The 19,749-nt window shown below is 54.0% G+C and carries 18 protein-coding genes and 1 tRNA gene; 13 read left to right on the forward strand and 6 right to left on the reverse strand.

Features of this window, described 5'->3' with window-relative positions:
* Window positions 1-7 precede the first annotated feature (7 nt).
* The 3 genes from B9A24_RS04780 to B9A24_RS04790 form a co-directional block, all read right to left on the reverse strand.
* The gene (locus tag B9A24_RS04780; protein ID WP_084444033.1) at window positions 8-1,852 is read right to left on the reverse strand and encodes an ABC transporter ATP-binding protein; all 1,845 of its coding nucleotides are present in this window, start codon (window positions 1,850-1,852) and stop codon (window positions 8-10) included.
* A gap of 47 nt (window positions 1,853-1,899) precedes the next feature.
* Window positions 1,900-3,048, reverse strand: coding sequence for an NAD(P)/FAD-dependent oxidoreductase (locus tag B9A24_RS04785; protein WP_084444034.1), 1,149 nt, complete (start codon window positions 3,046-3,048; stop codon window positions 1,900-1,902).
* Between the two features lie 164 nt (window positions 3,049-3,212).
* Window positions 3,213-4,985, reverse strand: coding sequence for a capsule assembly Wzi family protein (locus B9A24_RS04790; RefSeq protein WP_143434757.1), 1,773 nt, complete (start codon window positions 4,983-4,985; stop codon window positions 3,213-3,215).
* A gap of 219 nt (window positions 4,986-5,204) precedes the next feature.
* On the opposite strand from B9A24_RS04790, the gene B9A24_RS04795 reads away from it, so the two are divergent.
* From B9A24_RS04795 to B9A24_RS04805, 3 genes are all read left to right on the forward strand, one after another.
* The gene (locus tag B9A24_RS04795) at window positions 5,205-6,149 is read left to right on the forward strand and encodes a GNAT family N-acetyltransferase (protein ID WP_143434758.1); all 945 of its coding nucleotides are present in this window, start codon (window positions 5,205-5,207) and stop codon (window positions 6,147-6,149) included.
* Entirely contained in the window at window positions 6,137-6,826 is a 690-nt protein-coding gene (gene upp, locus B9A24_RS04800) for a uracil phosphoribosyltransferase (RefSeq protein ID WP_084444036.1), read from the forward strand. Before B9A24_RS04795 ends, upp begins: the two co-directional genes overlap by 13 nt.
* Window positions 6,827-6,977: 151 nt before the next feature.
* Entirely contained in the window at window positions 6,978-7,442 is a 465-nt protein-coding gene (locus tag B9A24_RS04805) for a hypothetical protein (RefSeq protein WP_234996991.1), read from the forward strand.
* A 399-nt stretch (window positions 7,443-7,841) separates the two neighbouring features.
* Here the strand turns inward: B9A24_RS04805 and B9A24_RS04810 are convergent, their stop codons facing one another.
* Window positions 7,842-9,254 carry a DEAD/DEAH box helicase gene (locus B9A24_RS04810; RefSeq protein WP_084444038.1) on the reverse strand — a complete coding sequence of 471 codons (1,413 nt, stop codon included), beginning with the start codon at window positions 9,252-9,254 and terminating at the stop codon, window positions 7,842-7,844.
* A gap of 233 nt (window positions 9,255-9,487) precedes the next feature.
* Here B9A24_RS04810 and B9A24_RS04815 point away from each other — a divergent pair, with 233 nt between their 5' ends.
* From B9A24_RS04815 to B9A24_RS04830, 4 genes are all read left to right on the forward strand, one after another.
* Window positions 9,488-9,826: a hypothetical protein gene (locus B9A24_RS04815; protein WP_143434759.1), complete on the forward strand. Its 339-nt coding sequence runs from the start codon at window positions 9,488-9,490 to the stop codon at window positions 9,824-9,826.
* A 96-nt stretch (window positions 9,827-9,922) separates the two neighbouring features.
* A tRNA-His gene (locus tag B9A24_RS04820) sits at window positions 9,923-9,996 on the forward strand.
* A gap of 99 nt (window positions 9,997-10,095) precedes the next feature.
* Entirely contained in the window at window positions 10,096-11,025 is a 930-nt protein-coding gene (locus B9A24_RS04825; RefSeq protein WP_084444040.1) for a PfkB family carbohydrate kinase, read from the forward strand.
* A gap of 139 nt (window positions 11,026-11,164) precedes the next feature.
* The gene (locus tag B9A24_RS04830; protein ID WP_084444041.1) at window positions 11,165-11,428 is read left to right on the forward strand and encodes a hypothetical protein; all 264 of its coding nucleotides are present in this window, start codon (window positions 11,165-11,167) and stop codon (window positions 11,426-11,428) included.
* A gap of 62 nt (window positions 11,429-11,490) precedes the next feature.
* On the opposite strand, the gene B9A24_RS04835 is transcribed toward B9A24_RS04830, so the two are convergent.
* Together B9A24_RS04835 and B9A24_RS04840 are read right to left on the reverse strand one after the other, a co-directional pair.
* Window positions 11,491-12,276, reverse strand: a complete 786-nt coding sequence (locus B9A24_RS04835; protein WP_084444042.1) for a hypothetical protein — start codon at window positions 12,274-12,276, stop codon at window positions 11,491-11,493.
* Window positions 12,277-12,289: 13 nt separating this feature from the next.
* Window positions 12,290-14,023, reverse strand: a complete 1,734-nt coding sequence (locus B9A24_RS04840; protein ID WP_084444043.1) for a M61 family metallopeptidase — start codon at window positions 14,021-14,023, stop codon at window positions 12,290-12,292.
* 230 nt (window positions 14,024-14,253) lie between these two features.
* Between B9A24_RS04840 and rpmH the strand changes: the two genes are divergently transcribed.
* The 6 genes from rpmH (at window position 14,254) to B9A24_RS04870 (ending at window position 19,092) form a co-directional block, all read left to right on the forward strand.
* Window positions 14,254-14,412: a 50S ribosomal protein L34 gene (gene rpmH, locus B9A24_RS04845; protein WP_084444044.1), complete on the forward strand. Its 159-nt coding sequence runs from the start codon at window positions 14,254-14,256 to the stop codon at window positions 14,410-14,412.
* Between the two features lie 43 nt (window positions 14,413-14,455).
* Window positions 14,456-14,875, forward strand: coding sequence for a ribonuclease P protein component (locus B9A24_RS04850; protein WP_084444045.1), 420 nt, complete (start codon window positions 14,456-14,458; stop codon window positions 14,873-14,875).
* A gap of 27 nt (window positions 14,876-14,902) precedes the next feature.
* Window positions 14,903-16,603 carry a S41 family peptidase gene (locus tag B9A24_RS04855; protein WP_084444046.1) on the forward strand — a complete coding sequence of 567 codons (1,701 nt, stop codon included), beginning with the start codon at window positions 14,903-14,905 and terminating at the stop codon, window positions 16,601-16,603.
* A gap of 141 nt (window positions 16,604-16,744) precedes the next feature.
* On the forward strand, window positions 16,745-17,431 hold the full coding sequence (gene tsaB / locus B9A24_RS04860; protein ID WP_084444047.1) for a tRNA (adenosine(37)-N6)-threonylcarbamoyltransferase complex dimerization subunit type 1 TsaB: 687 nt from the start codon (window positions 16,745-16,747) through the stop codon (window positions 17,429-17,431).
* 100 nt (window positions 17,432-17,531) lie between these two features.
* Window positions 17,532-18,041 (forward strand): DUF2480 family protein, encoded by a 510-nt coding sequence (locus B9A24_RS04865; RefSeq protein ID WP_084444048.1) that lies wholly within the window; start codon window positions 17,532-17,534, stop codon window positions 18,039-18,041.
* A 133-nt stretch (window positions 18,042-18,174) separates the two neighbouring features.
* On the forward strand, window positions 18,175-19,092 hold the full coding sequence (locus tag B9A24_RS04870) for a transposase family protein (RefSeq protein ID WP_084444049.1): 918 nt from the start codon (window positions 18,175-18,177) through the stop codon (window positions 19,090-19,092).
* The last annotated feature ends 657 nt before the right edge of the window (window positions 19,093-19,749 follow it).

Consider the following 19,749-nt stretch of genomic DNA (forward strand, 5'->3'; position numbering starts at 1 on the left):
CCCAATTCTATATCAGTATACCGTTAGTTTGCATGCTATTCAAGCGCTGATACAGGCCGCCGGCCCTCACCAGCAGTTCTTCGTGGGTGCCGCGCTCCACAATACGGCCGTTTTGCAGCACCACAATTTCGTCGGCATGCTGCACAGTGCTCAAGCGGTGAGCAATAACCAGTGAGGTACGACTGTGCATTAGTCGCGTCAGGGCTTCCTGTACCAGCTTTTCCGATTCGGTATCGAGGGCAGAAGTAGCTTCGTCCAGTATCAGAATCGGCGGATTGCGCAGAATAGCGCGGGCAATGCTGATGCGCTGCCGCTGCCCGCCCGAGAGGCGCGAGCCTCGGTCGCCGATAAAGGTGTGGTAGCCTTCGGGGGTTTGCTGAATGAACTCGTGGGCGTTGGCAATTTTGGCGGCCTCTACTACCTGCGCTTCCGTGGCCTCCGTGTTGAAGCGTATATTATTAAAAATAGTATCGTTAAAAAGAATGCTTTCCTGGGTCACGATGCCCATTTGTTCGCGCACGGAATGGATAGTGCAGTCGCGCACGTCGTGGCCGTCGATCAGAATTTGCCCCCCGGTAGGGTCGTAGAAGCGCGGCAGCAGATCGGCTAGCGTTGATTTGCCGCTGCCCGACGGACCGACCAGCGCCACGGTTTTGCCTTTAGGGATTAGGAGGTTGATGTTGCTCAGAACGGGCTGGTCGCCGTAGCTGAACTGCAAGTCGCGCAGCTCGATCTGGTGCTCGAAAGGAGGAAGTACATGCGCGTTGGGCTGGTCGCGGATGATGGGCTCTGTGTCTACTACTTTCAGAATTCGCTCGCCGGCTACCAGGCCCCGCTGAATATAGCTGAAAGCGCCACCCAGCGCCTTCACCGGCACTAAAACTTGGGAAAACAGAATCAGATAGCCAATAAAGTCCGACGCGGTCAGCTCTGATTCGCCCGAGAGCACCAGCGTGCCGCCGTAAAAAAGCAGGCCAGCTACTACGCCCACGCCCAGAAACTCTGAGATAGGAGAAGACAAATCCCGGGAGTTGGCCATGGCCCGCAGGGTGCGCGCGTACTTGTTGTTCTGCGCCCGAAACTTGCCCATAATGTATGGTTGGGCATTGAAGGCCTTGATAACCCGAATGCCCCCCAGCGTCTCGTCAATCACCGAAAGCATGGTGCCCAGCGACTCCTGACTCTGGTGAGCCTGCCGCTTCAGCCGCTTGGAAATGCCCGAAATCAGCAAGCCCGACACCGGCAGAATAAGCAGGGTAAACAGCGTGAGCTTCAATGACATATACAGCAGCAGTACGAAGTAAGCCACGATAAACAGCGGGTCGCGAATGACACCGGTCAGCGTGTTTACCACCGAGCCTTCGACTTCCTGCACGTCGTTGGTGAGGCGCGACATCAGGTCGCCCTTACGCTCGCCCGAAAAGTAGCCGAGCTGCAGCTGGGTGATGCGCTCGTACAAAGCGTGGCGCATATTGCGGATCACGCGGGCCCGAACGCGGGCAATAATGCGCAAGCCCAGATACCGGAACAGATTGCTCAGAAAAACCGACACAATCAGAATAAGACACACAAAGCTCAGCGCGCCCAGCTTACCTCGGGCAGCGGTTACCTGGGTAAAGTAGTAATCGAACATCGTCTTGATGTAGTCGATTGACAGCGCGAAGTCCGGCGGCGCGGCAGAGATGGCAACGGTATGCTGCTCCGTGGTGCCAAAAAGCACGTTGAGCAGGGGAATAACCAGCGTGAAGTTGCAGAGTCCGAATATGATGCCCAGCACCGTATACAGAAAATACAGGGGCACGAAATCGGCGAATGGCCGCGCATAGCCCAGAATGCGGAGGTAAGTTTTCATGGAGGCCGCAAAGGTAAGGCATTAGCATAGCCCGTATCACTAGGCCCTTATCCTACCACTTTCAGCAGCCATTTCTTCACCCACGCATGGCGTGCCAGCCCAAAGCCCGCATTTACCAGCCAGGGCTTGGTAGAAATAAAGCGCATCAGCCGGTAGCTGCGGGCCAGCTTTTTGCCTATCTGCTGATACACGGCTTGCTCGTACCAGCGCATTTGCGCCGCGCTGAAATCCTGCTGTTCGAAGCAGCGCATGGCTTGCCTGGCCGCTAATATGCCGCTTTGAATAGCGGTGTCGATGCCGTGGCCTTGCAGGGGGTCGATAAGGGAGGCCGCGTCGCCGCAGAGCAGAAAACGGGTGCCACTAATAGGCCGGGATTTGCCCCCCAGCGGCAGCCCAAAGCCGCTCACTTTGCTTAGCTGGCTGGCCTGGGCAAAGCGCTTGGCGACTTGCGGGTGCTCGCGGGTGATGGCCAGCAGTACTTTTTTTAAATCCAGCTTCTGGGCCGCCACATCGGATGAAAGCATGCCGAAGCCGACGTTATAGACGCCGTCGCCCACCGGGAAAATCCAGAAGTAGCCGGCCAGATACTCGCGCAGGAAATAAAACTCAGTGGTGGTTTCGTCGGTATCAATGAGGCCCTGGAAGTAGGCGCGTACGGCCACGCACTGGTGGGCACGGTCCAGAGGGCGTTGGGTAAGCTTACGGGCCGCTACCGAGTTGGCACCGTCGCAGCCAATGAGTAGCTGACAGGTGAGCGGCGCCTGGCCGTTAGCAGGCAGCAGCGTAACCTGCTCAGCGGTAATGTGAATGTCTTTGACTGAAAAATCGAGTTGAACCTGCGTGGTGGTGTGGGCTTGCACCATCTCCAGCAGCCGTGCATCGAAGTGCAGACGGGGACTGTTGAAGGTTTGAATTTGCCACCGCACCCGAATGTCGCCCCCGTCGGGGGCAAATAACCTACTGTCGCGGGTTTCGGCTTTCTGCGGCAGCGCGTACAACTCCTCATATAGAGTGGGCGAGAGTTGACGAATGGCTTTGAGCGCTAAGCCAGGAATAGCATCGCCGCATACTTTATCGCGTGGAAACTGGTCTTTATCAACCAAGGCCACACGCAGACCACTATGCTGCAACGCCAACGCGCAAGCCGTGCCCGCCGGCCCGGCCCCGAGAATAACGACATCGTAGTGGTGGGTCATTGTTTGCCAGGCTCCGGCTGGGGCGTTGAAATATAGCGCCAACTTTCAGTTCGCGTATCGTTGCAGTCGTTGGATATCATTGCAAAAAGCCCCCCGGCAACCTTTTTAATGATACGCGAACTGAAAGTTGGCTTTGCCGTCCTTTGGGTCGCGCTATATTCCGTTTAAAACTCGTGCAGACGCTGCGCGATATTCCAGCGCACGGCCAGTGACGTAATAGCAGCCGTATTGTTCAGGCTAGGCATCTCACGGCTGGTCTGGCGGCGCACGATCTGCTTGGCGTCAATCCAGAGGTTATGCTTGATCTGGTAGGAAGCCGTCAGGTCGCCGTGGAAATAGCGGGTGTTTATGCCTTGGCCCGTAACATTGCCAAACTCCTGGGCCCGTGAGTTGTAGTCGTATAATACGTTGGTGCCGAAGTTGGTGCCGGCCGTGTCGCGGCCCTGGGTAGTAAAAATGGTTTTGGCCACCACGTTCAGACGCGGCAGCGGCTGATAGCTCATAATGCCCAGTACCTCGTACAAATTGGCCCCCATCGGGTGCGCCAGGGGCTGTTGGTAGTGCTGGTAGTTACGGAAGCGGTCCTCGTGCTGATAAGTGTAAGGACGGATGTAGTTGACCTCCGCCTGAAAGTCAAGATTGCGGATACCGGCCACATCTAGGTATTTAGCCCCAAGCTGAAAGGCTTGTTTATTGGCCCACCAACCCTCACCGGAGCGCACCTGCCCAAGCACGAACTCATCCAGCACCAACTGCCCGTACAGCTGGCCACGGTGCAGGATATTCCACTTAAAATCGAGGCCTAGGATAGCGTTATCCTCCGAGCCAGCTGCTTGCTCAATTGCCCGATAGAAAATAATAGGGTTAAGGTATTGCAGCTCAAACCGCCCCTTGCCACGGGCAAAAACAACCGATTCGAACAGGCCTACATTGAAGGTTGGCGTTACGTCGAAGCTCAAGTGATGCAGAGCGAAGTATTTCTTTGGAAATACCTGATCCGATTCCCGACGGTCGGCGGTCAGCTCTGCGAACAGGTTTTGGTAATTGAATTTCCAGATGCGCGTATTCAGCTTCAAAAACAGATACGGTGCGCTGTAATCCGACAAAATCAGGGAGCGGTAGCCATTGCCAATAAAATTGCGGTCGTGGCCAAGCTGCACGTTAATGTGCTTGGTAGCGGCGTACGTGATATACCCCCGCGCATTGATGAAGTCGTATTGGTCAGGCTTGTTCTTGAAGAACTTCCAGTAGCCCTCGTGTGGCACGATGGTATCGCGCTGTACGCGTTCCTGCACGTATTGTGGTACGGCCATCTGATTGTCGGTCAGGAAGGTGTAGAATCCGAGCCGCTCATCAATGGTGCCTTCTACCTGAATACCGCGGGTATTGACAAAGCGCGAGCCATCACTGTCCGTGTCGCGGCCCACTTCCAGGTGGGCCACCGGATTGACGCGCAAGGTGAAGTTGGGCGTCTCGACGTGGAATACATCGGCCTGATTCTGGTAGAAATACTTCAGGACGGGCTGTTGCGTGGCATTGGCGGGGCCATCGAGCTTGGTATACTGCCAGTTGTCGCGCAGCAGATAATCGGCGTTGAAGCGGTCGGCGCGGGAGAGCCCTACGGTAGAGCTGTCGCGGCGTATGCGCTCAGCCAGCCGGGCTACGCCGGCGCGGGTATAGGGTCGCACGGAGGTGTGCGGATCGTTGAGCGAATCGGGGCCGAAAAGGATAGCATAACGGTCAATCAGCCGATATACATCGCTGTCGAGCGGAACGTAAGTGGGGCCCTGTGCATCGCTTTGGGGCTGAGCCGAAACAGCCGGCTTGGTGCTCAGCGTGTCGTATTTTAGATAAGTGGGGCCAGCTGTATTTACCTGGGCGACGGCCTGCCCGGCCAGTAAGCTCAGCACTGTGAGCAGCAATAATGATTTTCTCATACTACTTAGTAGGACCAAACGACCACTGAGGCACCCGGCTGTACAAAACTACACACTTGGGGGGCAAATTAGGTTGAGCGCGAAAATCGGTCTGGCTTCCCTGGTTAAAAGATGACCAGGCTGGTTTACTGAAAGTTTTCGCCCTAAAATAGCCCCCCGGTATCATGTTCCTTTTGCTCCAGGTTGCCGTACTAAGCTTCGTAACTTTCAACCGTACCCTTGCCGCTCCGCTATCTCCGTCATTCTGAACTTGATCTGTCCGCTTGGGAAGCCTGCATGGCGGCAGCGCCCGAAGCCTTACCATATGCCTATGCCTGGTGGTTGGGAGCCACTGCCGGCCGTTGGGATGCGGTGGTGGAGATAAACGACAATACGGGCGCTTATGCCTCCATATTTCCCCTGCCAATAAAGACGAGGCCTTGGGGCCGTGACGTGTACCAGCCGCCTTTTACCCAGCAGCTTGGCCTGATAACCACCGCCGCCAGCCGCCAGCGCAACGTGCTCGACTATCTGGCTTTGCTGCCCGCGGGTCGTTTTGCTCACCTGTATCTGCAATTGAGCACCCAGAACCAGCTGGTCGCCGCGCCACCTGCCTTCAAACTTGTACAGCGTCAAACTTACCAGTTGAGCTTGGCGCCCGTTTATGCCACCTTATTTGCCGCTTACGCCCCCGATTACTGCCGCCGCCTCAGTCGTAATCAGGAGCAACTTCAGCCTTTGGTAGTCACCGAAACTATGTCGGCCGCGGCTGTTATTAAGTTGTTCAAAAAGGAGAAAGCTGCTGTTGGGTTAAAGAACCAGGAATATCAAAGCTTGCAGACGTTGGTAGAAGCCTTGCAGATGCACAGCCGATTGCTGGCACTGGAGGTGCGGGCGCCTGACACCGGAGAGCTATTGGCCGGGGCATTATTCGTTCGCCACGCGCATATTATTATTTATTTATTTGCCGCTGCCTCGCCGGGGGGCAAAAAAGCGGGAGCCCCGCTGTTGCTGCTCGACCATATAATTCAACGCTATGCGGGCTCGCCCGGCTTGGTTCTCGATTTTGAAGGCGGAATGATTCCTTCTATTGCCCGTTTTTTCGCCAACTTCGGCGCTACGCCCGTGCCTTACGTGGCGCTCACTCAAACCCGCCAACCCTGGTATCTGCAATGGATGCGCTAAACTCCACACCCGAAGCCACTTCCGACCTTTCCGACCGCGTGCACATCGTGTGCGCCGAGCCCTCCATCGCCAATCATTTCCTGGCCGAGCTACGCGATGTAGAGATACAGCGTGATAGTCTGCGCTTTCGGCGTAACCTCCAGCGCCTGGGCGAAATCATTGCCTATCGCATCAGCTCTTTACTCAGCTATACCGACAAGGCCGTGCAAACGCCCCTGGGTACTGCCAATAGTCAGCAGCTCCGCGACTTTCCGGTGCTGGCTACCGTATTGCGGGCGGGCCTGCCGTTTCATCAGGGCTTTCTCAATTACTTCGACCAATCGCCCAGCGCTTTTGCCGCTGCTTACCGCATTGAGGGCACGTCGCAGGTGCAAGTGCAGGTCGATTATCTGGCGGCCCCTTCCCTGGATGAGCGGGTCCTTATTTTGGCCGACCCGATGCTGGCTACGGGTAAGTCGCTGGTACTCACCTATCGGGCAATGCTGCGCTTCGGCACGCCCCGGCAAGTGCACATTGCGGCCGTTATAGCCAGCCCCGAGGGCGTAGCCTATGTAACCCGCGAAATTCCGGAGGCCACGCTTTGGGTTGCTGCCATTGATGAATGCCTGAATGCCCAAGCTTACATTATGCCTGGCCTCGGCGACGCCGGGGACTTATCGTACGGGAGCAAATTGTAAGTAAGAGAGTATTTATGAGAATACAGCTTTACTAAGACGGCATGCAATCTGCCAGCGTATACGGAACCAAGGACGACACGGGCTTCGTGCTATCTTTACACCTGAAGCTGTTGGCTGTTTCTGTCATTCAAGCTGTAACTGCCTCTTACTCGTGTTACCTCATCTTGCCAAAGAATTGGCTCAATATGCGTCCGTTTACCTGCTGAGCACTCTTAAGTTCTTTGCGGGCCCGATTGCGGGTACAGCGGCGGGTTTGTCTTTCGCTCTCACCTGGGGGCTGACCGTAGCTGGCATGATGACCAGCGTATTAATCGTATCGGGCGTGGGCCGCGCTTGGGCGCTGCACATTCGGCAGCGGCGGCAGCGCAAGGGCAAACCTATCTTCAGCAAACAGAGCCGCCGTATCGTGCGCATTTTTCGCCGCTTCGGGATGCCCGGTATTGCTTTTCTGACGCCTATTCTGTTCAGTCCCATCGGTGGTACCGTCATTGCTACCCAGCTGCATGTGCCCCGCTCCCGCATTCTGCTGCATATGCTGTGGAGCGCGGCTCTCTGGGGCGTTGCCCTCACCTTTATGACCATCAAATTCAGCCACCTGCCCATTTTTCATCATTGACGGCGAGTGTGTGCTGTAACTACGTAAAAACTAAGGAAAAAATACCCAGATCTGGGTATTGCCTATGCGAGCAGTATAGTGTTGCTTTGATGTGAAGTAAGTTATAAATATTTGTGCTAAAGACGGTTGAATAGCTTTTAATTATACGGCTCTAGTTATTAATCGTTCTTTATTCTGCCTTCCATCTCCCTAATCGTCGCTGCTATGAAACCCCAATCCTTTATCCTGCAAGGCCGTTCTTCAACCATACACGAACGGTCGTCTGCCGCCCCTGTAATGGTTTTTCTGCACACCAATGCTTTAGGTGTCAGAGTGTATTTACCGCTGTGCGAAGAGACTGTGCGGGCGGGCTACCGCCTGATGGCGTGCAGTGAGTAAGCTGGCGGGTAGCCCCCAACTTTATTTGCGACGATTGCGGGCCTTCGCTATTGCTTTCTTCGCCGGCGACGACGACCGTCCCTTCGACGGATTTGCCTTGCGCCCCTTTACGCTACGGTTCGGGCCTTCTACATAAGGCAAACCAGTGCGCTTATCGATATCCTTTTGCAGCGGAACCTTCTTCTCGTGGAATGCCCCCTGGTAGTTCGGATCGAGGCGGCGACGACGCTCGTCAATCTCCCGATCCATGCCTTGCTGCTCATCAAAGGCGGTAGCGGCCACCGTTACGTCCGACGGTAGGGGTAACTCTGGAATAGTTTGATTTATAAGCTCCGCGATGCGGCCCATGTGGTGCATTTCGGCAGCATTGGCGAAGGTGATGGCTGCACCCGTATGCTGGGCCCGCCCCGTGCGGCCAATGCGGTGCACGTAGTCGTCGTAAATCAGCGGTACATCAAAGTTAATGACATGGCTTACCTGCGGCACGTCAATGCCACGGGCCGCTACATCGGTCGCCACCAGGAAGCGCAGCTCACCATTACGAAAAGCCTCCATCGCGTTGATGCGCACATTCTGGCCCTTATTGCCGTGAATGGCTCGTACCTCACCCGTACTTTTGCGCCCTAGAAAGTGAGCCACGTTGTCGGCGTGCTCTTTGGTGCGGCAAAAAATCATGACGCGGTTGAACACTTCCTCATCCCGCACCAGATGGCCTAGCAGGTTGATCTTAGTGAGCAGATTAGGCACCTGATACATCGTCTGGCTCACGTTCTGGGCGGAAGTGGCGGATGGCGTCACCTCTACCCGCACCGGAAACTCCAGGAACTCCTCGCTCAGTGTCGCTACCTTATCCGGCATGGTGGCCGAGAACAGCACGTTCTGCCGCTTATTCGGAATGACTTCCAGAATACGCCTGATCTGGGGCATAAAGCCCATATCCATCATTTTGTCGGCCTCGTCGAGCACTAAGGTTTTCAACTCTTTCAAGACCAAATCGCCCTTCAGGTAAAGCTCTAATAGGCGCCCCGGCGTAGCAATAAGAATATCAACGCCCTGGGCTAAGGTTTCAATCTGCGTTTTGGGGCCCAAACCGCCATAAATAGCGTAAATCCGCAGGTCAGTTTGGGTAGCCAGGCGCTTTAGATGCGTTTCGAGCTGAATGGCCAGCTCGCGGGTGGGGGCCAAAATCAAGGCGCGGGGATGAATACCTTGAGCGTATTTCACCTTCATGAGCAGGGGCAAACCAAAAGCGGCGGTTTTGCCGGTGCCTGTCTGAGCGATACCGAGCACATCGTGCCCGGCAAGGAGAAGCGGAATAGTTTGCTGCTGAACCGGGGTAGGCTCCGTAAAGCCTGCTTCAGCCACGGCCGTAAGTAGCTGCTTATTGAGCTTGAAATCGGCGAAGGTGGTGGGTTGGGGCGTGACGTCGGACATTATTAAAAAAGCAATTGCGAAAGACAAAGGTACGGCTTGGCATAGTTTTAGGTCCAACATCGGAATAACCCAATAATCTTACTATGCAATTAAACTTTCTGCTTGACGAACCCAATAGTCCCAGTTTATGCATACAGCGCTCTGCTTGGACAGGTAAAACAAAACTCTATGCCGATGGTCAAGAGGTGCCTCCACAGTCGAAACCCGGTTTATTCAGTAAAATCCGCTCCTTCATGGTGCCTATGCCCGACGGCAGCGAACGCCAACTGACGCTCAAAAATCGATTTTACGACCCCGTACCTGTAGCCGATATTGATGGTGAGCCAATTCTGTTAGCGAAAGCCTTAGCGCCGTGGGAACATGTAGTGGCCTGCATCCCGATGCTTCTTATATTCGGTGGTGGGTTGATAGGTGGCCTCTGTGGGGTAGGTGCTATGCTGGCTAATATAAGCATTATGCGTAGCGAGCGGCCAACTGGCCTACGCGTTGCCTTTTGCGTGGGTATTACGCTGGCGGCTTTTGTCGTATATGTGCTACTAGCCGGAATGCTACAGCTAGCGGTAGCTAGCTAAATCAGCAGAGCACGCTAACCAGTCGGTAAAAAACTCCGACATATTTTTTGAATAACCCCGGCAGACCGCTACTTTTGTCCCTCCATTACCCATCTGGTAGGCATAGCTCAGCTGGTTAGAGCATCGGATTGTGATTCCGAAGGCCGTGGGTTCGAGCCCCATTGCTTACCCTGAAAAGGTCCCCGAAAGTTTTTCCGGGGACTTTTTTTTTGTTTGTGCCGTTGTCAACTTCAAATCATCTGCTTGAATCACTTTTATTCCCTCTTCTTATGAGTCTGGTAGTTATCGGTTCGGTGGCGTTCGACGCGCTGGAAACGCCTTTCGGCAAAACTGACAAAATCATCGGTGGCGCGGCTACTTATATCACGCTGTCAGCTTCTTACTCGGTAAAGCCGGTAAAGCTTGTGGCTGTAGTAGGCGACGATTTTCCGCAGTCGGATGTGCTGTTGTTGCAAGAGCACGGCGTAGACACCGAAGGATTGCAAGTGAAAGCAGGGGAGAAGTCGTTTTTCTGGTCGGGTAAATATTCGACGGACCTGAACTCGCGCGAAACCCTACAGACGGAGTTGAATGTGCTGGCCGATTTCGACCCCATCATTCCCGACTCTTACCAGGACTGCAAATACCTGATGCTGGGCAACCTGACGCCTCAGGTGCAGCGCCTGGTTATTCAGCGCCTTGTCAATCGGCCTAAGCTTATCGTGCTGGACACCATGAACTTCTGGATGGATGTGGCGCTCGAAGAGCTGCTCACTACCATTGAGATGGTGGATGTGCTGAGCATCAATGATGAGGAGGCCCGTCAGCTTTCCGGCGAGTACTCGCTGGTGAAAGCGGCCCGCAAGATCATGGCCATGGGCCCTAAGTACTTGATTATCAAAAAGGGTGAGCACGGCGCACTGCTGTTCTGCAAGAACAAAGTGTTTTTTGCTCCCGCATTGCCACTAGAAGAAGTCTTTGACCCAACCGGTGCCGGCGACACCTTCGCGGGCGGGTTTATCGGTCACTTGGCCGCCACCGACGATATAAGCTTCGACAATATGAAGCGCGCCGTTATTCACGGCTCGGCAATGGCTTCGTTCTGCGTAGAAAAGTTTGGTACGGAGCGCCTGATCAATTTGACAAAAAAAGAAATTGAGGCTCGGGAGCGTCAATTCGCTGAGCTGGTAAACGTAGAGCCGATTAGCATAGAAGCTTAAACCTGCTTAGCCCAAAAAAGCCCCCTAGCATCGACGGCTGGGGGGCTTTTTTATGTGCTTGCCTCTACCTTTGAGCAACTAAATAAAGAGAAGCTGGGTAAAAGAGCGAAGTAATCTTCTCACCCTTAGCTCTACTACCATGGCAGAAAATAAGAAGCCTTCGAAGAAGAAATCTGTGCCCTCCGACTCGCCGCAGAAAGATTCCAGCGCCGTAGCACCAGATATGCGGGGCGGCTCTAATAGCGGCGGAACGCAAGTGCAGAACCCCGACCAAAACTTGATTTCGGAGTCTGGCAATCAGGTAAAAGGAAATTCGCCTGGTGGCAACCTCAACGACGTGTTGTCGCAGCGAATCAACAAGCCTCGCAGCAACCCCAATCCTACGCAGCAAAAGGCGAAATAAAGAGCTGTTCAAGCCATAAAAAGCCCCTCGGATCAGTTCTGGGGGGCTTTTTATGGCTTGAGCTATTTGGGCAGCAACAGACGCGCATACTTGATCTGGGGCGTACTGTCAGGGTAATACTGCCGGATAACGAGCGTTTGGTCGTTCAGCCAACGCACTTCCTCCGGGCCCCAGGTGTTCACCACGCGGTTCCAGCGCAACAGCGGGATGCCTTTCTCCAACGACCAGACCTGCAGGCCATTGGGTGAATAGTGCGCTTCCATATCAGAGTTGGATGTGACCAAATGCGTACCGTTGGGCGCTAACACCGGACGACCCCAAAGCCGGGTGCGCCGCCCCGTATGCTGATTAATAAGAAGCACGAATCCTGACTCCCAGCGCGTGACATCTAGCACCCAGAAGTCACTGTTTTCCAACGGGCCCCGAAAGCGGTAGACGACGTGTTTTTCCTCGTCGGGGTCCGTTATGTTATTGGTTAGCGTAAGGGTGCGACCATTGGTTAGGGTAAGAAGTAATGCGTCAGAGCGGCGCTGGGCGCGCCCCTCTGCCAGCTGGATATATTTCTGTTCAGTGGTGTCGGTGTCGATGCCCTTGAGGCGAGCAAACTCGGCCTCACGCGCTGGAATAAGCTGAGCTATACTGCCATTGCGAAACCGTAATGTATCGGTCTCCGAGCGTAAAATTCTGGCCGCCGGAGCCGCTGTTGCCGAAGTAGCAGGTGCCACAACCTTCGGCTGAACAGCCACTTCGTGCGGCTCTACGCGGGTTTTGACAGCTTTCTGAGGACTACTGTCGCAGCTTATCAGCGAAATGCCCCCCAGTGTAAGAAGAATGGGATATAAATTCATATAAAGCACAGAATTAAAAATCCTGCTTCAGCCACTGCCGGAAGCTTACCTGTTGTTCCGGCGTGGCGTCAGGGCGTTTTTCGATTGTAATCTTTGGCCAAAAACGCTTGCTTGGATCAGCTACCAGCGGTACAGTAAGCAAGCGACTCTGACGAAACACGGTTACTTCATAGCTAGGTGCCCCGCTGTTGAGCAGCACCTGTAAGTTCGTCTGAACCCGCTGGCCATTCACCGCTATTATTTCATCATCAACGGTAAGAGCGGCGGCGGCGGGCGAGTGGGGGAGGATGTTCGTTACTTCGGTCCGCTCGTTTTTGACAATGGTTTTAAAGCCAAATACGCCTTCCGCGGCCGATACGTTCTCCTGCTGCAGGAGCGTGCAGCCCACAAAGTGTAAAGCCTTCGTCAGGGGCTCTTCCAATGGGGCAGTGCCATAGATAAAGCTGTCGAAGTATTGCCGCATGGGGCGTCCTGCTACTTCTTCTACCAAGCGGATATAGTCATCCTCAGTATAGCCTACGCCGGGCTGGCCAAACTCCAGCCATAGCCGCCGCAATACGTCGTCAAGGCTGCGCTGGTGCTTGGAAAGCTGCCGCAACGCCAGATCCAGGAGCAGCGCCACCAGCGCGCCCTTATGATATACCGACACTTTACGGTCGGGCACGCCGTTCTTATAGCCATCCAGCCACAGGTCTACTGATGCATCCGCGAGCGACAGGTTGAAGCGGCCGTCATCTTCATAATGCTTGCGCAGCACCGTATTAAGCTCCTGAAAATACTGTTCGGCCGTGCGCACGCCGCTACGCGCTAGTAAGTACTCGCCGTAATAAGTCGTGATGCCTTCAGCGATGTAGCAGGTGCGGAAGTACTGCTCTTGCGTGTAATCGTACGGCAGTAGCTCTACCGGCCGGATACTTTTGATGTTCCAAGTATGGAATAGCTCGTGGCAGCTTACGCCCAGCAGCTCCTTATAAAGTCCCTCCGTCATGAGCAGCTGTGCGGGTCCCAGTGTGATGACCGTGGAGTTGGTGTGCTCCACGCCGTGGTAATGGGCGTAAGGCAGTATCTGATTAAGGAAATGATAGTCCGCCACCGGAAAACTGCCGAATAAGCTCAACTGCTCCTCCGAGAAGGCCGCGAAATCCTGAAGCAGGCGCGGCCAATCAGGGTCACATTCGCCCTGCACCCAGACATGAAACGGTATGCCCTGCGCTTGATATTCGTGGTGCAGCAGCGTAGGGCTGGCTATCAGCGGGCATTCGATGAGGTGCTCAAAACTATCAGCCTGAAGCATGTGGGGGGCTTTTTGGGGCAAGCCACACGCAATCTGCCAGCTTTCGGGCAGTTCCAGCGTCAACTCGCAAGGCTCGTGCTGACGACCTTCAGCGTACAGTAAGCACTGCACGCCATTCATGTATAGCTGGCTCTCATCGAGCCAGGAGCCGCCCGCGTCCATCTGATGGGCGTAAAAGTTGTAGCGCACCCGCACCGTCCGGCCAGTTGCGCCCGCCACCTGCCAGCGGTCCTTGGTTATTTTCCGATAGGGGAGGACCTCGCCTGAATCTGCATCATCCACGACTACGCGCTGAATTTTTTGCGCAAAGTTCTGCAGCTCGTAGCGACCGGGACGCCAGGCAGGTAACTGCAGTTCCAGCGGCTTAGTGGCTTCGGCCGGCACGGTTAGCGTCAGCTGAATTTGCAGATAAAAAGTAAGCGGATTCTCAAATGAGACGTGGTAGTGAATCATAAAGGCAGGTGTGCTTCGCGGCTGGAATGTACGTCGGAGCTCCGGGAATAGGGCAGATTGCTGGAGCTAACTGTATACGGAGTAATTCTCTGTGCAAGCTCAAGTATGCGTCAGATTGCTTTAAATAGAGTTTAAAGTCGATAAGGACTATACTACTTTTCTATACTGTTTGGCATTTACAAACGAAGCCCGTACCTTTGCCGGCCATCCCCGAATAGCATTCCAAGACGATGAAAAGAACATTTCAACCCTCGCAGCGCAAGCGCCGCAACAAGCACGGTTTCCGCTCACGCATGGAAACCGCCAACGGCCGCCGTGTGCTGGCCTCCCGCCGCGCCAAAGGCCGCAAGCGCCTGACGGTATCCGACGAGGGTCGTCATAAGCGCTAAACCGCTGACGGCTCCCGCCGATTCGCCCCTGCCAGCCAACTCTATGACGCCGGGCGCGCGCTCCTACTCATTTCCGAAAGAAGAACACTTGTGTCGCAAAAAGCTCATTGACGAGCTTTTCGGCCGGGGTTCTTCTTTTGGTTTATACCCTTTGCGGTTGGTGTGGTTGCCTGCGCTGGCCCCGACTACGGCTCCGCCCCAAGTGCTGGTGAGCGTATCAAAGCGCTCCTTCAAGCGAGCCGTGGACCGCAACCGGCTAAAGCGCCTCATGCGGGAGGCTTACCGCTTAAATAAATACCGTTTGCTGGAGGCACCTGGGGGGCATTCTGTTGCGCTGCTGGGGATTATCTATTCGGGCAAGGAAAAAAAACCTTTCGCGCTGGTTGAAAAAAAATTAATTTCAGGGCTGGAGCGTTTGCTGACTGATGCAACCCCCACCGTTGAGGTGGTGCCTGTATCATAGGTTGTTTTCCACGCTTTCAGCCTTTTTATGCGCAAAAAATATCTGGCCGGCCTGATTTTGGGCGGGGCCACGTTGCTCGTCTCTTTCCGCAGTGCCTCCGACAATGAGCGCTATTTCGAGATTGCCAAGAACCTCGACATTTTCGCGACCCTGTTTAAAGAAGTGAATACCTATTACGTGGACGAGATAACGCCCGCAAAAATGGTGAAGACGGGCATAGACGCCATGCTTAAGTCGCTAGACCCGTACACCAACTACATTCCCGAAGACGATATTGAGGACTTCCGCACCATGACCACCGGGCAATACGGCGGCATTGGGGCAGTAGTGGTAAAGCGGGGAGCAAAAACTGTGGTTCAGGCTGCTTACGAAGGCTATCCGGCCCAAAAAGCTGGTTTGCTGCCCGGCGATGAGATTTTGACTATTAACGGAGTCAACGTCGCGACCAAGAATAACTCCGATATCAGCAAGTTGCTGAAGGGGCAGGCTAACTCGGTAGCTAAGCTGTCGGTGACGCGCTACGGGCAGGAGTTGCCGGTGGAAATTAACATCACCCGTGACAAGATTCAGGTAGAAAACGTGCCGTACTACGGGATGCTGACACCTGAAATTGGTTACTTCCAACTGGCCGGATTTACTATTGACGCTGGTAAGGAAGCTCGCTTGGCAGTGATGAAGCTGAAAGAGCAGGGCGCCAAAAAAATCGTGTTCGACATACGCGACAACCCGGGTGGTTTGCTTAATGAAGCCGTAAACGTATCTAACCTCTTCGTTAATAAAGGGTTGGATATAGTGAGCACCAAAGGAAAGGTTACAGACTGGAATAAGACTTATAAGGCCCTCGACGCGCCTCTGGATACGCAGATGCCAGTGGTCGTGCTAACCAGCAACCGCTCCGCTTCTGCCTCCGAAATCGTATCGGGTGTGCTTCAGGACTACGACCGCGCTGTGTTGGTCGGCAAGCGGACGTTCGGTAAAGGGTTAGTGCAAGCCACGCGGCCGTTGTCCTATAACTCTCAGTTGAAAGTAACGACGGCCAAATACTATATTCCAAGTGGCCGCTGCATTCAGGAAATCGACTACGCTCATCGGGCCGACGATGGCACGCTGGGAAAAGTACCGGATTCCTTACGCACCGCTTTCAAAACGACCAGCGGCCGCGTAGTATATGATGGCGGCGGCGTAGCTCCCGACGTAGAAGTGCAGGAGCGTGCCATTGCGGATATCACCCGCGTGCTCCTGCAGAAAAATTATCTGTTCGACTATGCTACCCGCTACCGTGCTGCTCACCCTACATTGCCCCCCGCCCGCGAGTTTCACATCTCTGACGCTGAATACCAGAAGTTTATTCAGTTTTTGGGCGGAAAGGATCTGAGCTACTCCACTGATATGGAAAAAAGCCTCGCTCAGCTAAGCAGCCGGGCAAAGGAGGAAAAGCACTACGACGACGTGAAAGCCGAGATCGAAGCGATTCGTCGTAAGGTCTCCACCAACAAAAGTAACGACCTGACCCGCTTTAAGCCCGAAATTCGGGAATTGCTGGAACAAGAAATTGTGGCGCGCTACTACTTTCAGAAGGGCCAGATTGAAGCCAGCTTCGACGACGACCCGGATATCCTGATGGCGATGAATGTGTTGAACGACCAGGCGCGATATATGGCACTCCTAAAGCCAGGCACACCAGAGGCAAAATCCCGGCCGGAGGTTAAGAGAGCAGGGGGTAAGTAGACCCTGAGTATCGTATACCGTAAAAAAGCAGGCTCCGCTAGGAGCCTGCTTTTTTGTAGTTGTGCCGGCCAAGATGTGAATTCCAACTGGTCAGCATTGGGCATATTTCCGGTTGTACCTTTGCGCAAATAGCCTTGGCTTATGCTTATTCTTTCTCTCGAAACCTCTTCTCCTGTATGCTCCGTGGCTCTCCACCAAGCGGGTATATTACTAGGCCAAGTGGAGTTGCGACTAGAAAAATCGCACTCCTCGCATTTGAGTGTGTTGATAAATCAGCTGCTGGAAAACACAGGTCACACCCTTCAGGACATTGCGGCGGTGGCTTTATCCGATGGACCCGGCTCGTACACGGGGCTGCGCATTGGTGGGGCGGCGGCCAAAGGATTGTGCTTTGCCTTGGATATTCCGCTCTTGGCTGTTAGTACATTACAGGCGCTGGCCTGGCAAGTGGCGGCCTATACCGAATCCCCCGCAACCTGCCTTTATTGCCCGATGCTGGATGCGCGCCGCATGGAAGTGTATACCGCTTTATATACCCACGACAGTCAGGAAATTTTGCCCCCCACAGCCTTGGTGCTAACTCCCGATGCGTTGGCCGAACAATTAGGCGGGCACCGTGTGTTATTCTTTGGCAATGGGGCAGTCAAACTTCAGTCGCTATTAGCTGAGCAATCAAATGCTGGCTTCTTGGCTGGCATTGAGCCGTTGGCGGTGGCGGTGGGTGCTTTGGCCTGGGGGGCATTTCAGCGTCAGGAGTTTCGGGATGTTGCGTACTACGAGCCCTTTTATCTAAAGGAAGTGTATACAACTACTCCAAAGGTGAAGTAGAGAGTTGTAGCAACAATGCAGTAGCTCTCCTGAGTCATCTTTTGATGAGTAACTGAAGAAAACCTTTGCACCAATTTGAAGCCCTCTGGGTCTTAGTAATATGGAAGAAATCATCAACCGTGTAGCACAAAGTGTCCTCACCACGCTCAATCTGGAATTGCTGCTGCATCCCGGCGAGCGGGTAGTGTATGATATTAAAGACAACCTGTTTCAGGGGCTTATTCTGCGCGAAAAGGACTTTCGCGAATTTATTAAGGCCCATGACTGGAGCCAATACGATGGCAAAAATGTAGCTATTATCTGCTCGGCCGATGCCATTGTGCCTACTTGGGCTTATATGCTGCTGGCCACTAAGCTTCAGGGACATACCCATCGGTATGTATTTGGCGACTTAGAGGCCTTGGAGCAGGAGTTGTTTCAGGAAGCCATTGCCGCCATTGATGGTGAGGAATACCGCGATGCGAAAGTGGTCGTGAAAGGCTGTGGCAATATTCCGGTGCCGACGTATGCTTACGTAGCCATCATGCAGAAGCTGCTGCCGGTAGCAGCCAGCTTGATGTATGGCGAGCCGTGCAGCACTGTGCCATTATATAAGCGCCCTAAAGTATAAGTGCTGCTTTTGCGGTACAGTTGATTAGTATAAGCGAGCTTAGTTTGGGCGCTATCTTATATATAGAGTGCTCGCCATAAGAATGTGCTCTGAACTTACTCTATAGACTTGTTCCCAAATAGTATTTTTGGGAATGCTTGATGTGAATGCGATTACGGATGACCGGCAAATGCGGGCCTTGACGGGCTTGAGTATTGATGCCTTTTGTGGGCTGGCGGACCCATTCACGGCGGGTTGCCAGCAGGAAGCGGATGCGCGTTTTTCGGGGCAGCGGCCCCGCCAGCGCCGGGCCGGTGGTAGGCGCAAAGGTGTGTTGGCCAGCCCGGAACAAAAAGTGTTGTTCCTTCTCTACTACTTAAAAGTCTACCTGACCTTCGACGTGCTGGCGGCCACGTTTGGCTTGCCCCGCTCCAAAGCCTGCGAACACGCCCACCGCCTAGCCAGGGCCCTGAAGCGCACCTTGCGCACGCTGGGCGTGCTGCCAGCGCGGGCTATCGACTCGCTGGCCCAGATGCAGGCCATCTTTGCCGACGTGCCCGTGCTCTTGTTCGATACCACCGAACATCCGTATCCGCGCGCCCGGGCCGTCGCGGACCGCCCGGCTGACTACTCGGGGGAAAAAGGCCCACCCGTAGAAAATACGCTCATCGCCAACCCGGCCCGCTACATTCACTACCTGGGGCCGACTGCCAACGGGACTACGCACGACTATCAACTGCTCAACACCGAGTTTGCCCGCAACCTGGGCTCGCTCGACTTGTGCCAGGTGTTGGTTGATTTGGGTTACCTGGGCGTCGTCGCCGACTACGGCCTTAGCCCGGAAAGTCTGCCCCACCGCAAGCCCCGGCGCAGCAAAAAGAACCTAGGCACGGCCCTGACCGCCGCCCAGCGGGCCGACAACCGCGCCCAGGCCCGCCGCCGCGTCAAGGTCGAGCACGCCATCAGCGGAGCCAAGCGCTTGAGTTGCGTCACCCAAGTCTACGCAACAAATCAGCCTCCTTTGACGACCGAATCATGGCCCTGGCCTGCGGCATCTGGAACTGGCATCTGACCAAAACAAATGTGGCTATTTAGGAACACGTCTAACCTATAAACACGTTAACTGTCACGTTTGCCAGACTACTGATCATGAGGATGACGCTAGCTTTTGCCGAAAGTGTGGTGAGAAGCTCTAAGACACTGGTCCTTATCATTCGTTACTCGAATATTGCGTCACTACCTTGAATGTCCATTCAGAACGGCCTCAACCGGTCGAGTTTCTTTTAACACTCATCTATGATATACTCTAATTAAGCCTAGCATCTAGACTCATTTGAGTTGTATTATTAAGATGATAGCAATCCGTTAAAATAATCTGAAATAGTCCATGTTCCTAACACATTGTGCCTCAGTAGTCTTGCAGTAATTCAGGGCATTTAACAGGTAATAAAGTGTAAAAATATCGTTCGCTGCTTGCAAACAATGATTTTATCCTGCACTTTTGCACTCCCAATCCGAAACGCGGGGGGGTAAATAAGGCGAATTACTCTCTTTAAGAGATTGATTTTTTATGCTTACTTAGTTTGAAAAGGGTTAACTCAGCAAGCAGATAATTTTTTATGAAATTTATTTACTGCTTCAGTTAAGAGTTTTATATCTTTGCGCTCCCAAATCAAAAGGGTTTAGATAAGGGCTTCAGAGCACAACAGGCCTTAAGTATAAGTGAGAG

The organism is Hymenobacter roseosalivarius DSM 11622, assembly GCF_900176135.1.
GTDB lineage: Bacteria > Bacteroidota > Bacteroidia > Cytophagales > Hymenobacteraceae > Hymenobacter > Hymenobacter roseosalivarius.